Annotated in this window: 18 protein-coding genes and 1 pseudogene; 7 read left to right on the forward strand and 12 right to left on the reverse strand. The window is 59.6% G+C overall.

Annotated elements, in window-relative coordinates:
- Nucleotides 1-634: 634 nt before the first annotated feature.
- Entirely contained in the window at nt 635-1255 is a 621-nt protein-coding gene (locus tag AC5ZGW_RS34010) for a general stress protein (RefSeq protein WP_028168916.1), read from the reverse strand.
- A gap of 14 nt (nt 1256-1269) precedes the next feature.
- Nucleotides 1270-1590, reverse strand: coding sequence for a PepSY domain-containing protein (locus AC5ZGW_RS34015; protein WP_028168917.1), 321 nt, complete (start codon nt 1588-1590; stop codon nt 1270-1272).
- A 473-nt stretch (nt 1591-2063) separates the two neighbouring features.
- On the opposite strand from AC5ZGW_RS34015, the gene AC5ZGW_RS34020 reads away from it, so the two are divergent.
- Nucleotides 2064-2879 carry a hypothetical protein gene (locus tag AC5ZGW_RS34020; RefSeq protein ID WP_165435236.1) on the forward strand — a complete coding sequence of 272 codons (816 nt, stop codon included), beginning with the start codon at nt 2064-2066 and terminating at the stop codon, nt 2877-2879.
- Between the two features lie 331 nt (nt 2880-3210).
- Here AC5ZGW_RS34020 and AC5ZGW_RS34025 read toward each other — a convergent pair whose 3' ends face one another.
- The 3 genes from AC5ZGW_RS34025 to ligD form a co-directional block, all read right to left on the reverse strand.
- Nucleotides 3211-3396 carry a hypothetical protein gene (locus AC5ZGW_RS34025; RefSeq protein WP_028168919.1) on the reverse strand — a complete coding sequence of 62 codons (186 nt, stop codon included), beginning with the start codon at nt 3394-3396 and terminating at the stop codon, nt 3211-3213.
- 314 nt (nt 3397-3710) lie between these two features.
- Nucleotides 3711-3926: a hypothetical protein gene (locus tag AC5ZGW_RS34030; protein WP_130226147.1), complete on the reverse strand. Its 216-nt coding sequence runs from the start codon at nt 3924-3926 to the stop codon at nt 3711-3713.
- Nucleotides 3927-4125: 199 nt separating this feature from the next.
- Entirely contained in the window at nt 4126-5046 is a 921-nt protein-coding gene (gene ligD, locus AC5ZGW_RS34035) for a non-homologous end-joining DNA ligase (protein ID WP_130226148.1), read from the reverse strand.
- Between the two features lie 124 nt (nt 5047-5170).
- Between ligD and AC5ZGW_RS34040 the strand changes: the two genes are divergently transcribed.
- Complete coding sequence (locus AC5ZGW_RS34040) at nt 5171-5362, forward strand: DUF3606 domain-containing protein (RefSeq protein WP_028168922.1); 192 nt, start codon at nt 5171-5173, stop codon at nt 5360-5362.
- A 409-nt stretch (nt 5363-5771) separates the two neighbouring features.
- Here the strand turns inward: AC5ZGW_RS34040 and AC5ZGW_RS34045 are convergent, their stop codons facing one another.
- The 3 genes from AC5ZGW_RS34045 to AC5ZGW_RS34055 form a co-directional block, all read right to left on the reverse strand.
- Complete coding sequence (locus AC5ZGW_RS34045; RefSeq protein WP_165435237.1) at nt 5772-5996, reverse strand: hypothetical protein; 225 nt, start codon at nt 5994-5996, stop codon at nt 5772-5774.
- 101 nt (nt 5997-6097) lie between these two features.
- Nucleotides 6098-6424 (reverse strand): hypothetical protein, encoded by a 327-nt coding sequence (locus tag AC5ZGW_RS34050; protein WP_130226149.1) that lies wholly within the window; start codon nt 6422-6424, stop codon nt 6098-6100.
- A gap of 531 nt (nt 6425-6955) precedes the next feature.
- Nucleotides 6956-7168, reverse strand: coding sequence for a DUF6894 family protein (locus AC5ZGW_RS34055; protein WP_130226150.1), 213 nt, complete (start codon nt 7166-7168; stop codon nt 6956-6958).
- Between the two features lie 398 nt (nt 7169-7566).
- On the opposite strand from AC5ZGW_RS34055, the gene AC5ZGW_RS34060 reads away from it, so the two are divergent.
- From AC5ZGW_RS34060 to AC5ZGW_RS34075, 4 genes are all read left to right on the forward strand, one after another.
- Nucleotides 7567-7869 carry a hypothetical protein gene (locus tag AC5ZGW_RS34060; protein ID WP_130226151.1) on the forward strand — a complete coding sequence of 101 codons (303 nt, stop codon included), beginning with the start codon at nt 7567-7569 and terminating at the stop codon, nt 7867-7869.
- Nucleotides 7870-8580: 711 nt separating this feature from the next.
- Nucleotides 8581-8904: a DUF2934 domain-containing protein gene (locus AC5ZGW_RS34065; RefSeq protein ID WP_245474735.1), complete on the forward strand. Its 324-nt coding sequence runs from the start codon at nt 8581-8583 to the stop codon at nt 8902-8904.
- A gap of 99 nt (nt 8905-9003) precedes the next feature.
- The gene (locus tag AC5ZGW_RS34070) at nt 9004-9183 is read left to right on the forward strand and encodes a hypothetical protein (RefSeq protein ID WP_130226154.1); all 180 of its coding nucleotides are present in this window, start codon (nt 9004-9006) and stop codon (nt 9181-9183) included.
- Nucleotides 9184-9716: 533 nt separating this feature from the next.
- Nucleotides 9717-9941 (forward strand): hypothetical protein, encoded by a 225-nt coding sequence (locus tag AC5ZGW_RS34075; protein WP_130226155.1) that lies wholly within the window; start codon nt 9717-9719, stop codon nt 9939-9941.
- A gap of 322 nt (nt 9942-10263) precedes the next feature.
- Here AC5ZGW_RS34075 and AC5ZGW_RS34080 read toward each other — a convergent pair whose 3' ends face one another.
- The 4 genes and pseudogenes from AC5ZGW_RS34080 to AC5ZGW_RS34095 all read right to left on the reverse strand — a co-directional run bounded on the left by AC5ZGW_RS34080 (nt 10264) and on the right by AC5ZGW_RS34095 (nt 12504).
- Nucleotides 10264-10644, reverse strand: coding sequence for an NUDIX hydrolase (locus tag AC5ZGW_RS34080; protein WP_130226156.1), 381 nt, complete (start codon nt 10642-10644; stop codon nt 10264-10266).
- Nucleotides 10645-10844: 200 nt separating this feature from the next.
- Nucleotides 10845-11105, reverse strand: a complete 261-nt coding sequence (locus AC5ZGW_RS34085) for a DUF768 domain-containing protein (protein WP_028168930.1) — start codon at nt 11103-11105, stop codon at nt 10845-10847.
- A pseudogene (locus AC5ZGW_RS34090) lies at nt 11102-11762 on the reverse strand (SOS response-associated peptidase). Before AC5ZGW_RS34090 ends, AC5ZGW_RS34085 begins: the two are co-directional and overlap by 4 nt.
- 328 nt (nt 11763-12090) lie before the next feature.
- Nucleotides 12091-12504, reverse strand: coding sequence for a hypothetical protein (locus tag AC5ZGW_RS34095; RefSeq protein WP_130226157.1), 414 nt, complete (start codon nt 12502-12504; stop codon nt 12091-12093).
- A 509-nt stretch (nt 12505-13013) separates the two neighbouring features.
- Between AC5ZGW_RS34095 and AC5ZGW_RS34100 the strand changes: the two genes are divergently transcribed.
- Nucleotides 13014-13241, forward strand: a complete 228-nt coding sequence (locus AC5ZGW_RS34100; RefSeq protein ID WP_080664150.1) for a hypothetical protein — start codon at nt 13014-13016, stop codon at nt 13239-13241.
- Nucleotides 13242-13408: the final 167 nt, after the last annotated feature.

Consider the following 13408-nt stretch of genomic DNA (forward strand, 5'->3'; position numbering starts at 1 on the left):
TTTCGATGCTGATCCGCCGGATCAACACGCGCAGCTCGGTGTCGATCTGCGGTCGGCCTCCCGAAGATCGTGACTTCCAACGCCAGTAGCAGCGAAAACCAGTCCTGTGCCAACGCACGAGGGTCTCGGGCCGGACGATCGTGAGGACGGACGAGATTGATGGAAACCAACGATACAGCTGGACAAAGAACCAGCGATCATGGTTCGTGAGCCGGACGCGACCCTGCAGCCTCCGCCGCAAGACCATCAACTGATGTCGAAGCGCCGCGTTCTCAGCTTCAAGCTGCAACCTCGACCTGAACGGCGAGGTCACGACGGCCAGCACGAAATAGAGAAGCCCGATCATCCCGCCACCTTAGCCGAATCCGTCACATCATCAACTCGGACAAGGTTTTCGGTACACGCGGCGACCATCAAGGGCCGCCGCCAAACAGGCGAGCCCGATGATGTAAGGCATGTCACGTTTCTCACGCGGCGTCATCGCATCCTGTCTCAGGAGAGGGGCGCTAACTTTCGTGGGGGGAGCGCCGGGGCTGCGCTTTCATCTGCGGTCGATCATTGGGCTCAAGGCGGCTAATGAATCAACGCTCTTTCCGGGAAGAAAGAACGACCCGCCGAAGCGGGTCGTCCGGCGCTATCGCCTTTGTGCAGTGTAAAGCTCACGCTCCCTGCGCACGTCTTCGGCTCCGTAGGGTTTGGCCGACGGATCGAAACTCTTCCAACCCGACTTTCGCCAAGCGGAGCTGCGGTCGTGGAGATTCACAGCGGACTGATCGAGGATTGATTCCAGCCGTCCTCGATCGGCGTCAGCAACCCGCGCTGATACCAGCGTACCACCGCGACGAACGCCCTCGGCGTATAGCGGAGCCTCTTCCTCCGAGACCCCTGCTTGGGTCAAGGCGCCAACAACACCGCCAGTGGCAGCACCAGCAGCCGCGCCCGCCGCCGTGGAGACGAGCCACCCGGCAGCCACCACAGGTCCTAAACCCGGAATGGCGAGCAACCCGAGCCCCGTTAACAATCCAGCCGCAGCCCCAACTCCGGCACCGATCCCGGCGCCTTTACCGGCACCTTCGGCGCGATCATCCACGCCGTCGGCATCACGATCCACCTTTCTATCGGCGCTGTACCAGTTGTCCGAATTATTGGCGACAATGCTGATGTCAGAGTGAGGCACGCCTGCCGCCTCCAGGCCGGTAACGGCCCGTTGCGCATCGGCGTAGTTGTCATAAAGGCGTGAAATTGTAACGGTCATGTCGAGGTGCCCTCTTACTTAGCCGAGTTTACGTTGCCTTGAAAATCCAAGCTGACATCGGTCGGCGAGCCGCCTTTGTTGGCCTTGGCGCGCCACACGCCGTCGTCGTCCTTTTTCAGAGACGTGACATTCGAGTAGCCCGCCTGCTCGATCCTCGACTTTGCCTGGCTCTCGGTGAAGCTGTTGCGGCCAGCCACGGGGGCGCTCGAATTGTTTTGTCCCGAACTGTTAACAGCACTGTTGTTCGGGCCAGATTGGGCGGGGGGATTTTGCCCTATCGCCGGGCTCGCTGAGAGCACCGCAGTCGCCAACACTGCCAGTAAGGTACGCTTCATTTGTTATGATCCTCGTTGGAAGATGCAGAGGTCCAACAACTGAGCGCTGAATGATGTGTTCCTATTTTTCCCAGTCGACGCTGTCGCATCCGCGCACCGAGTCATGTCTCATAAAAGAGAGCCCCCGTTCCGTCGGGGGCTTCTGCATTGTCGCAACTGAAGGCCAAAGGACATCTATCCCCAACAGCCGGAGCCAACCTGCCATGCCGACCGGGAGTTCAATCACGTGCATTAAGGAAGGCGGAGTTCGACCGCCCCGGCGCCCGACGAATCAGGAGGGGTTGCGCTGGGGCGTCGCGTGCTCTCGGCTGACCCTTTCGGAGCACCCTAGTGATCAGCGGGAGAGAGCGCTTACCGAAACAAGGCACACTCGATGCCGCGCGTCTGTGCACTTGTGACCAAATGGCTAAGAAAAAAAATGACCGTGCAGAGTGGCGCGATCATTTAGCTGGTTAGGTCGGGCTGCGTTCACCTTGCTCTACGACGAGCTCTCGGCAAATCGGGCAGGTGATGACTTCCCCCTCGGCCTGGTAAGCCGTGTCGGCCGGGACATCCTTCCCGCAAAGCGTCCAGAGCACCCTGACGCCGGGATGTATGTCGGCGCCCTCACAGGCATGCACAACGCCGCGACCATCGCGCCAATAGATCGGCTTGCCGTCGATGGTGCGAAAGTCGCCGGCTCCGGCTCCGACCACTCGCGTGGTTCGATCGAGCTTTCGATCTCCTCGCCAGGAATCCGCCGCATGTGGCTCCCGGTCATCGAGACCGCTTCGAAACCCTCGGGCAGGTCGGGCGGTGTCTTCTCATCGCTCGGATTGCAGGCCGGGCAGGGCATGCCGGCGCCGCCGCAGGTGCAGGCGTGCTCGCCCAGCCACGGCTTGGCTGGATGGTTCTCGCAGACCCAGCGGCAATTGTCGCAGCGTGCGCACCACTTCATTTCAGAGGTGCCTTTGAGGCGCCGCACCTTGCATTCGGCCGATTTCGGTCGCTGGTTGCGGGCACGCGGATTCTCAGCCTGCATGCCTCCGGCCAGCCGCGCGCAAACATCGCCGGAACAGATCCGCGGCTGCTCACTTACTCTCTGCTGCTGCCACTGTACATTGCCTGGTGACGCTATGAGAGAAGGCGATCGCAACATTCTGCTGCTTCGTATTACCAAGAATCTATCAGACCGTCTTACGCAGGGGGTACGCTTGAGTCGTACTGCCGAGGATCTGTCAGCCCGCCTTCAGCAGGTGGCGCGCTTGAGAGCAGAACTGGAAGGACGCCTCGGCCACCTCATCGCCTGAGCTTAGGAACTCGCTTTCCAGCTGACTACCGGAACGACGACGCGCGGCTGATCGTTGTCGATGTTCCCGCGGGCCGTCATTAGGTCCTCTGGCTAGCCAATCTCGACCTCCAGCAGCACCATCGCGACTGCGACAGGCCTTGGTCGCTGCAGAAAAACGATAAGTCTTCTTCGTTTTTGCACCGCCGGCAGATAAGGAACAAAGGGTCCGCGCGCGAAGTTGGATGGGTGCGCACAGACGATCACCAACCGGGTGTGCGCTGCCCCCTCGCCGCTCGGTCTTACCCCCGGCCGGGCTGCGTTTTATCCCCGCAATGGCCGGCGGTCGGGATTCAATCGCTCGGATCTACCGAGGAGGCCGCGATCGCTTGCTCTACATCCCTGACCAACGCTCGGTGGTGTTCGGCAAGCTTGGCAAAGAGTGCTTTCTTCGTCGCGTTGGTCGCGAGCTTGCTGATTAGATCGCACTCGTCGGCTTCATTCCGAAGCTTTTCCAAGTGCGCTTGCATGTCTTTCATTTCGCCTGACCAAACTTAGGGCTTCGTCCAGCTCAGCTGCCCGTTCGGCTTGCCTCGCTTGCCGGAGCAGCTTATCCTGCTCGGCGCCCGGTGCAAGATTTCTGGCGCGCGTGCGAGCCTGCTGGGCTGGGCTGAGGTGACGAGCCGCTCCCGCAGCGAGCCGATCGGCGTGGATCGATTCTCGCTTTCGTTTGCATCCCATGCAGAATTTTCATCGCCGGTCTGCCCAGATACATTAAACTATGTAAATGCCCTGCGCACGAGGCCTTGATGAGGCGCGGCGGCATGCGTCCCGCGTCCAAGAGGAAAATTCATCAGGTCTCGACGCTGACCAGCTCGAACGTGTTACGCAGGTCGATGCGCTTCAGCACCGCGTGGACGTCTCGATTGTCCAGCAGTCCCAGCAGCCGATGAACGGTGACGGTGGCGTTGCGCGGCTGTCCCGGCTCTATGTTCTCCCCGAGCACACGACGGGCAGCTTGAACGGCGTCGACAATGATCTCGTAATCGGTGCGCGCGAATAAGCTCAATCGGTACCGTCTTCCTTTGTGATCGTGTCAGCCTTAAAGCCCTCCGGCAGGTCTGGCGGCGTTTCCTCGTCGCTGCGGTTGCAGAACGGGCAGGGGATGCCCGCTCCACCGCAGGTGCAGGCGTGCGCCTAACCACGGCTTCAGCGGGTGATTCTCGCAGACCCAGCGGCAATTGTCGCAACGGGGGCACCATTTCACCTCAGAGGTCCTCCCGCAGGCCTTTGAAGAACGGATGCCGCACCTTGCCCTCCGCCGATTTGGCGCGGTACTCGACCTCGGCGAGCAGCTTCGGCTCAACCCAGATGCCTTTGTGCGCGATCCGCTTCGTGTAGGGCTGCGTCTTGCGGATCAGCGGCGTTAGGCGCTTCTGCAAATCGGCGGCCGACACCTTGTCGAAGCCGTGGTCGACCTTGCCAGCGTAGATCAGCTCGGCGCCCTTGCGCCGGCCGAGATAGACGCCGTCCCATTTTCCTTCGTCCAGGGCGAAGCCGGCGATCGTCAGCGTCTCCCGCTGCGCATACGGTGTCTTCACCCAGTTGCGGCCGCGGCCTGAGACATAGGGGCTGTCGGCGACCTTCGAGACTACGCCCTCGTAGCCGACCCTGCAGGCGTGCTCGAACATCTCACGGCCGCCAATCTCGAAACTCTCGCTGAACTGGATGTCGGTGCTGGCGATAAGTTTCTTCAATGCGGCCTTCCGCGTGGAGAGCGGCAGCTTCCGCAAGTCGTGGCCATCGAGATAGAGCAGGTCGAAGGCGACAACGACGATTTTTTTCGATCGGCCCTTGAGCTCGTTCTGCAGCACCGAGAAATCCGTCGTGCCGTCTTTGGCCGGCGCGACCACCTCGCCGTCGATGACGTCGCTGCCGGCGGAGATGTGCCAGGCGTCGTCGGCGATTTTGCGGAAGCGACGTGTCCAGTCATGGCCGCGCCGAGTGAAGATCTTGACGGCCTCATTGGCGATGTGAGTTTGGACGCGGTAGCCGTCGAACTTGATCCCGTGAATCCATCTGGCGCCGGTCGGCACCCGCTCAATCTCCGTCGCCAGCGCCGGCTCGATGAAGCCCGGGTATGGCGCCTTGGTACCGAGCGCTGCCGGCCTTCTGCGCTGAAACGCCACTCGAAACCTCCACGCAAAGAAGGCGGATTCAAACTGGTATAGGTCAAATCGTTCCGACGATCGCGGCAGACCGGAACCGCGAAACCCTATCCTGCGTTGCGTCATGACGACAAGGGAGGCCAGAATGGCAAAAGCGAAGAAGCAGACGACGCGAGGCCGCAAGCAGGACCGAGCGCGGGTCGCCGGCGGACAGCGGCACGAGGTCAGCTACGAGTCGAAAAAGACAGGCCGATCGGCATCCGCCGTGAAGAAGGCAGTGAAGAAGGTTGGCAATAGCCGCAAGCGGGTGGAGAAGCGGCTCGCGCGCAAGAGATAGAAACGGCTCGGCCCAGAGTGCATTACTAGCGCGGCCAAGCCGTGCCAACGCGAGCGGCCCAGCCAGCCGCCGACCTCGGGACCTCAGCATCCACTTTGCCGAAGCCCTTCTTACATGAGGCACGAGCGCCCCAAGGTCCAACCCGATTGCATCTTTTTCCCAACCTGCGGAACGGAGGCGTTGCTGATTTCGTTCTACAGTCGGGCGATTCCGGTGCGATGGCGATGGAAGATTTGCTTCAACTTGTCTTGGTTGTTGTCTTTGCTGCGGTGTTGATGGCGACTAGCCAAGCGTTTACGCATTATCGATCGTCAAGAAACGCCGACGTGCCTGCTGCTGCAGTGATTTTGCGTGCGGAGAGACCGGCGTTCCCTCCTATTTGAGCACGCCTTGGTATCAAGGGAAAATGTCAGCTCTGCTTCCTGCGGCGCCTGATCAGCCAATAGACGCCGTAGCCAACGGCAAGGATCGGAAGACTTGCACCAGCGATCGGCCCGGGGGCTGCGCTGACGTTTTTGTTCTGACCGGGCGCGTTCTCGCAATTTCCCCTGTCATTGCAGGCTTGCGCAGGCGGGGGCATCGTCGTCAGAGCGAGGGCCAAAATCGCGGCGGCTATGCCAAAACCGACCTTCATTGCCTTCTCCTTTGTTGCCGACCGACATTTAATGTGAAATTAACTGACATATTAAAAAGTTAAAGCTGCAATAAATTAATTACCGAACTTTCCCGATCATATCAGGTTACTTCCTTTCCAAAGAAGGAGGGCGGCTGGTATGCGCGCTTCAGCACGCAGTGCCAAAGAACTTTGCGAGCAACTCGCGTCAGATACCGATGTGCTCGCACAAAAGATGTCGGATTTGCTTTCGCTTCGAAAATTCGTTGCTGACGCTGAAATCGTCGCCGCTTCGCATGGTAGCATACCGAGCGCGCCGCTAATGGGCCTTGATGGCCCTGCTGCTGGCGGAAGGAGCGGGCGTTTGCCGTATCGAACTGTTCAATAGATCGCGCAATGCAATCAAGTTTTCCAACGTCATCACAATGCGCGCACGAACGCGCTTTCATGTTCATGCTCAGAGAAAAAATGTCGGATCTCATTTCGCTTCGAAAGATCGTTGCAAACGGAAGGGGAGCGCGAAGCAGAAGATTGAGAGCATCTGCTAAGGAGAGAGAGGGGATCGCGTCACACGTCTGACGTGGGCTGGCCTTCCACGACTCGTCAAGTCAGTGGTGACGTCACACAAACTGGCCACGTTTTATTTCGCCAGGGGTCACCGGTCGCGAGCTTAAAGTCTGCGCCCGCGACCGGTTTACGTTCTGTTCGCCGTCGGCCAAATGCCCGTATTTGCAGGTGCCGAAAACGAGACGGCTCTAGTAGGGGGCCGAGGGGCCGTTTCGGAGGGCTCCAGTTTAAAGAACGGAAGCGACCCCGCTTCGTGGAGACGGAGCGAGGTCCACTCCCGCTATTTCCCGGCGTCCCAACAGACGCGCTTTGCTAAGAGCAGGCAAATTTTTGGGGCAGGTGTCCTAACTCGGAGAGCACTTGGTGCTCGTCAACGGGCTGGCTTTATCGTGGCTCCGTAGCGGGCGCGCTGTTCATCCTTCTTCGCTAGTGATGCCGATTCGGTAAAGCAAACGATCACCAGCCTTGACATCGAGGCTCCAACTCTGCCCCGGCTGAAAGGATGTTTCGATGTCGCGGGTCAGCAACAGAGCTTCCTTCCAGGCGGCGCGATCGTCTCGAAGCTCCGTTCCGACTTCGTCCCGAAATGGGAACTTTCCGCTGATGTGAAAGGAGTAACGGGGCATTGACGGCAAATCACGACTTTCCGTTCGCAAACGCGACCTTCCGCAAACCGTTCCTAGACGGCTGGGCTAGGAACGTTAAACCGGTCGGGTGAATTGAAGTTGATGCGGGGCCAATCGGCGCCCGGGAAGCGAGCGCGGACCAGTGTACCGGTCATGGCTGAGCACGGAGATATTTGCCGCACGCGAGCCGAGCACTGCCGGCAACAAGCCGCGAAGGCCGCCTCTTCGATAGACAAGCAGCAACTGCTGCGGCTTTCCGAAGAATGGCTGAGGCTCGCACAGCGACCCTCATTCGGGGACGAGTGGGCTGCCGACGGCAGTCAGGCTATCGGCCCCGCTCTCAGGCATCCACCGGTTCACTGAGCGCCCGCAGTCAGATGAGTGAGAAGGAAAGAACCATGAAGACGATCTATTTCGCTTCGGTTTGTGGCGCCATCCTTTTGGCAGTCACCAGCTTCGCAAATGCACAAGGAACGGGCGTTAGTGCAAACCGCGATCAGGGCGTCACGCCCAAGCAATGCTGGGACGTCAGCAATAACATCATTCGCGAAAAGAACCCGACCTCCGCTGCATCGTCGGAAAAGGCACCTGAAACGACTGTGGGCTCAACCGCGCCGGGCGCAACCGGTTCTGGCGCTTCTGGCTCAACCGGCTCCGCTGGAAATGCGTCAGCACGTTCGGCGGGAATGCCGGATTGCTGACACGCCAAAGAGCTTTGCTTCGTCTAGGCCGCGGTGGGCACCTTCCGTTCGGGGATGTAGGTCACTTTCTCCCCCTTTCGCGCAACCGGCCGGAGGTTGCCGGAGGGGTGCCTGGCTCGGGCTTTTAATGCCGGAGGCGGGGATTCGACTCTTGGCCGACCTCATAGATCCTTCTGCTTCAGAAACTGCGTACCGAGGCTGTGTGCACTTTTAGACCGAAGCCAGCACTGATTGGGCGTAGGCTGGCTTCATCGCCGTACCGTCCCAAGGCTATTTAGCGGTGACTGAGAGTGTTGTGCTCCCGCCTGCATTAAGGATGGAGCGCGTCATGAAGAGACGCCGTTTCAAACAAGTTTTGTCCCTCCGTGATCGCTTGATCGAGCACGCTAAGCTGGCCCGCCAGCAAGCCAACAAACTGCCGCCCGGCAAAGAGCGCGAAAACCTACTGCGAAGGGCGCGGCAAAGTGAGACAGCCTCCCACATCGATGAGTGGCTTAGTTCGCCCGGCCTGCGGGCACCGCAATAGACCATGCCGGAGTACCGAGCCTATACCGTCGGGCTGGACGGCCATATCATCAGCTCAGAACCCATGATCTGCGCTGATGACGAAGAAGCGATCGAAAGGGCTCGGCGGCTGGTCGAGGGCCATGGCATCGAGCTTTGGAGCGGGGCGCGCCTCGTGGCCCGGCTTCCCGGACGAACAAGCCGAAGATGAACAATTTTGCCCCCGCCGATTTATTTCTGGCGGAGGTGACCATGAGCCATAGCATCGATCGCCAAGAGTTAGAGCGCCAACTCGAACAGGCGAAGCGGCTGGCTTCTGAGATAACCGACCAAACGACCTATCAGCAGCTCAAGGCGTTCGTCGAGGATCTGAGGGAGAGCCTGCAACGGCGCCTAGCCGCGCGGCGGTCCAAGCAAGCAATCAGGGCTCGCGCCCACGAACTCTGGGAACAGCACGGGCGGCCTACGGGCCGAGACCTCGAGTTCTGGTTCCTGGCAGAGCGGGAACTTAGCGAGGATGAAAACGAGTGAGCACGCGTCCCGAAGGGGACGCACCCAGCCAAGCGAGAGTTCGGGGCGGCCCCGGTACTTAGAGCGTGCTATCATGGCGCCTCACAGGAGGGAGTCGCGATGTCAGCTTCAAAGAAACCGCTAAAACCCGATGATTTTCCAGTGCATGCCGAAGGCAAAAAGATCAAGAAACAGGACGGCACGCCGATCGCGACCACTGAAGATTTACCGATCGCCGATGACGTGGCGGAGCGCCTCAATGAGGACGAAGCCCGCCGCGAAGAAGATAAGTGGGCCTGATCGTCGATGGACATGGGGGTGGTGTCCGTATTTAACCACTTGGTGTCCTAAGTTGAATTTGGCAGTGTCCTAGTTACATGCGAATGCCGTCGGCATCGCGTATGGAATCTGGATGGTACACGCTATTTGAGCGAGCAAATGTCACCATCGTCGAATCGCGACTTCTGCGATTGGAGCTTCAGCGACGCCGCTTCGAATATGAACAGATGCGCCAGCGGCTGCGGAAACGGACGCTGGAGCTAGCGAGATTAAATGCTCAAGTCAGAAATAGCGTAGCCCGCAGTTCTCCGGCCGTGAACATGTTCCGGCGGGACACTTGAGCTAGATCAATGGTCGGCGACCAGATCGCCCCAGGCTCAAACATGGACCGCGATGTTCTCTATTTCAGATTATCCTTGGTCGGCGCGAAGAAGACAAGTTGTCAGCCTGACTGTCTGACCTAGTCAGCGCATTAATTCCGTCCTTTGAAACTCGTATCTCGCTTTAGCGTTTGGGGTCAGGTGGCTGGGGCAATAACAAGAGGAGGAAATCAAATGGCCGATCAGAACTTAGACGTCCGCGGCATAGTCAAAGAACAAGAGAGTCGCGCGGCTGCCAGTGCCTCCCTCGGCTTCAACGCTGTAAAGCCACTCGTTGAGTTCCAAGCGTCGATGATGCGGCTGTTTGCCGAGAATGTTGATCAGGCGGCGAGCAACTATGAAAAGAGCTTCGAAGCCGTCAGCAAGCTCGTTGAGCGTTCGAGACGCGAGGCAGCGTAGAGTTTGATGGAAAAGAAAACGCCCGGCACCTCTCCGGAGAAGCTGCCCTAGGCGCGGCGTAGCTCGCCTGATTGGGGCATTAATTGCATAGCTTTCCTGGTCCGGGTTCGTTCAAGGGGCGCCGTACCGCGCTCAAAGCGAAACGCCTTGAGCCAGCCGCGCCCGATTGCGAGCTTGAGCTGGCGCCATATTCGGACGGCTTGGCCTTCTCGTGATCCATGAATGGGTAGTTGATCTTGTCGATGTGGATGCGGCCGTCCTGCAAGGGGTTCGACGGCGCGAGCGAGTTCCAGTAGCCGGCGAGCGGCGTATTTCATGCGCGTTACTTTCCGGGGAAGAGCTTGTCTCGAATGTAGCGGGAGGTGGGCGTCAACCGAATGCCCCGGGGCTTGCGCCAGACGGCGCGGTCGATTTCATTCTTGTCTCCGATGACCAAGGGACCCTTCGCTTTCTCCGCGATGAAGATGGCGCCGCTCACCTTACGGCCCGAGCGCTTGTTCTTTGCTTTGATCTCCTTCCAGAGTCGCACCCTGCCCAACCTGAGCCGGGGAAGTTCTTCCTCGATCTCCCGCCGAAGGCATTCCGTTTCCGTTTCTCGCGGCCGCTTACGTCCGCCAGGAAACATCCATAAGCCATCGCGCCGGCGACGCACCAAGAGTACTTTGCCGCGCCTAGCGGCAACGAGCTTGGCAGATTTCGACAAGTAGAAAAATCTCCGCGCATGAAGTAAGCGCTAGAATCGCGCAAGAATACCGTTTGGCCGCTATAGCGACAATGAGGGCGCTGGTCGGACATTCTGTCGCTCAACAAAAATGGTGCGCAGCGTCGCATCATAGGCCATCTTCGCTCGTCGGGCCTGTTCCCGGGGCCCGGCACTGCGAGAGCGCCGCAGGGGCCCCAGCACTATCCGCTTGAGCTGGGGCCTTTCTCGCGCTGCTGCCATTCGGCTTCGACCTTGTTGGCGGCTTCAAGCTTGCGACCGATAAACTCCGCCAGGTTGCCGATCTCGGCATTGATGTCCTGTTCCGAGATGCCCTGGTCTTCTGCCATCTCGAGACAGCGCCGCGTGAGTTCCGTGACGTCTTGCGAAGCGCCGTGCGCACCATCGCCGGCGTGAACGCTGTTCTCGATCCAGAATTCGATAAACTCCCGCGCCTTAGTCATGCGGCTTGTCTATCCTCTTTATCGGGGCCGCGCAGCACGATCTTCAGGGCGTCGTCGGAGCGGCCGCTGGAGCGCCTTGGCTTCATCCCACGGCGCGCGCAGCCACACGTCGCGCTCCTCGTCCGTCGTCAGGATCACCGGCATCGCCTTGTCATGGATCGGTTCTACGACCGCGTTCGCTTCGGTGGTCAGGAAGCCGTAGACCAGGTGAGGTCCGGGGATCGGCTTCGACTTGGTGCCGCGGTCGCCCTTGAACTCCGTCCAGATCCCGGCAAAGGCCGTGAGCGGCCGGTCATCACCGAGCGCGAACCAGACCACGTCCTTTTTCTTCGTGGCCGGGTTCGGCTCTGGTGCGTATTCGGCGAAGCTGTTGAAAGGGACCAGGCAACGGTTTTCCGGATTGAGCCAGGCGCGCCAGTATTTCGAAGGGGTATTGCGGATGTTCGTTACTGGTCCTCCGGGTTTTTGCGGTGGCGGCGGCATGCCCCAGCGCATCAGCACCAGCTCGCGGCCGTCGCCGGCGTTGCGCACCACGGGGGCCGGATAATCAGGAAACACGCCCGGCATCGGCGGCAGGTTGCCGACGTAGCGGTTGATCACGCGAAAAAGCGCGCGGATCGCTTCCTGGTTGGTGGTGATGCTGTAGAGGTTGCACATTACGAACTTGCTGCGCTGATCATGGTGATAGGCGGTAATGCCATCAGCGCCATACCCGAAAATAGAAGCATCCCACTATCCCAAGCAGGCCAAGGAAAAGCATCCCGAGATACGTCCCAAATTCCCATACAAATCGCCCCGGTTCAGCAGTGTAAGACAATGGACGATGTAAGCCCGCATGCATCGCGAGTTGGCCCGTCTGATGCCAGCCATACAGTTCGTAGCCTCCTACACAGATAAGAGCCGCGCAAAATATCAACAGACCAATGGTCCGGAACATTTCCTTCGTCACGCGCTTGCTCCGCCCCGCAGCTAGAAACCAAAACCTTCAGCGTTCGCCCGGCCACCACGTCGAGGGCGGATCACTTGCAGATATCTTCCTCGGCCGCAACGCGACCAGGTGGCTTCGCTTGTAGGGATAGCCGCGCTCCTCCGAGCACAGCTTGCAGCGCATGTAGCGTTCGAGTTCGTGGATGGGAGTGGTCTTTCGCCGCCGGACGATATCCAGCGCCACCGTCTGGTGCGTGTTGCAGCCCAGGCATTTGACCTCGAGGTACAGGTAGCCGGCATTGATCGCGTCCCCGAGCGTCGGGGAGGGCTGGGCAGGGCCCTGGAAGGCGAGCATGCGCTTATTCCAGGCCTCACAGGCGAGCTTGTCGGCCTGCCTGCGGGCTTCTGCCGCGCGCTCCGCTGAGGCGCGTACAGAGGCGCCGTAGATGCTCTCTCGGGACTTCGTACCCATGCCTCAGCATTGCGCCCGCGCGGCGCCAGAGCAAGCCGCTAGGGCCTGTGGATTGACGCGGAAATGGGCTACGGGCCCGAACTCCCAAAGAAGCAGCTCGGCCCCCGGGGGTAGAGGCCACCCAGACAAGTGACGCAACAAAGCTTGGCACCCTTAACATGTGTGATTGTACCAGCAGATCGCGACGACAAGTCGCTACTAGGTTTGGCGCTAGCGTCGATTTGGGAAGAAGCGATGATCAGCGAGGAGTTTAACAAGAAGACTCTAGGCGCGACGGATTTGGCGCTAGAGCGGGCAATGAGCGCCCCGCAATGAGGTGGAGTGCAAGCGCTTCAAGGCCCGGCCGAGCCTAAACTTCCCAGGGTTCTTCCCGGACAGGTGCTGATCCTCTGCCTCATCGCCTCGTCGGGCGTCAGCCTCTCGGCAGATTGCGCTGAGTATCGGCATGTCCGTCCAGGAACCGCGGACGCCGAGCTACGTTTCGTCCCCATCAACATAGGGAGAACGTTATGCGTTCGGCTGTCCTGGTTCTGGCCATTTTGCTGGCCGAGACTGCACTATCTTTTGCACAGGGCCACATGGGCACCCCACAAGAACAACAGGCCTGCCGGCGAGATGCGCAGCGCTTTTGCAGAAAGCAATTGGACAATGATTTTGCGGTACAACAATGCTTGCAGCAGAACAGGACCAGGCTGAGCAAAAGCTGCCAAAAGGTATTTGCCAGCCACGGGATGTGATATCTTCTTGCTCGGCTGGTCGCGCGATGATGCAGCTCGCTGCGTCGCGAAGAACGACCGGGCGCCGACTCTGGAGATGCCATCGACGCGTCGAGCCTTAGGCTGTGTGGACTCTTGGGATTCTCAAATCAGACGGAACGTGATTCAAGGCTTTCTTTTAGGAGGAA

The sequence above is a fragment of the Bradyrhizobium sp. Crot121 genome (assembly GCF_059512385.1).

Coding starts and splice junctions, on each gene's coding strand:
- AC5ZGW_RS34075 (WP_130226155.1), top strand. CDS start 9,717: ATGGCCGATCAGAACTTAGACGTCCGCGGCATAGTCAAAGAACAAGAG.
- AC5ZGW_RS34050 (WP_130226149.1), bottom strand. CDS start 6,424: ATGAAAGCGCGTTCGTGCGCGCATTGTGATGACGTTGGAAAACTTGAT.
- AC5ZGW_RS34010 (WP_028168916.1), bottom strand. CDS start 1,255: ATGACCGTTACAATTTCACGCCTTTATGACAACTACGCCGATGCGCAA.
- AC5ZGW_RS34040 (WP_028168922.1), top strand. CDS start 5,171: ATGGCAAAAGCGAAGAAGCAGACGACGCGAGGCCGCAAGCAGGACCGA.
- AC5ZGW_RS34045 (WP_165435237.1), bottom strand. CDS start 5,996: ATGAAGGTCGGTTTTGGCATAGCCGCCGCGATTTTGGCCCTCGCTCTG.
- AC5ZGW_RS34100 (WP_080664150.1), top strand. CDS start 13,014: ATGCGTTCGGCTGTCCTGGTTCTGGCCATTTTGCTGGCCGAGACTGCA.
- AC5ZGW_RS34015 (WP_028168917.1), bottom strand. CDS start 1,590: ATGAAGCGTACCTTACTGGCAGTGTTGGCGACTGCGGTGCTCTCAGCG.
- AC5ZGW_RS34065 (WP_245474735.1), top strand. CDS start 8,581: ATGAACAATTTTGCCCCCGCCGATTTATTTCTGGCGGAGGTGACCATG.
- AC5ZGW_RS34055 (WP_130226150.1), bottom strand. CDS start 7,168: ATGCCCCGTTACTCCTTTCACATCAGCGGAAAGTTCCCATTTCGGGAC.
- AC5ZGW_RS34025 (WP_028168919.1), bottom strand. CDS start 3,396: ATGAAAGACATGCAAGCGCACTTGGAAAAGCTTCGGAATGAAGCCGAC.
- AC5ZGW_RS34060 (WP_130226151.1), top strand. CDS start 7,567: ATGAAGACGATCTATTTCGCTTCGGTTTGTGGCGCCATCCTTTTGGCA.
- AC5ZGW_RS34070 (WP_130226154.1), top strand. CDS start 9,004: ATGTCAGCTTCAAAGAAACCGCTAAAACCCGATGATTTTCCAGTGCAT.
- AC5ZGW_RS34085 (WP_028168930.1), bottom strand. CDS start 11,105: ATGACTAAGGCGCGGGAGTTTATCGAATTCTGGATCGAGAACAGCGTT.
- AC5ZGW_RS34095 (WP_130226157.1), bottom strand. CDS start 12,504: ATGGGTACGAAGTCCCGAGAGAGCATCTACGGCGCCTCTGTACGCGCC.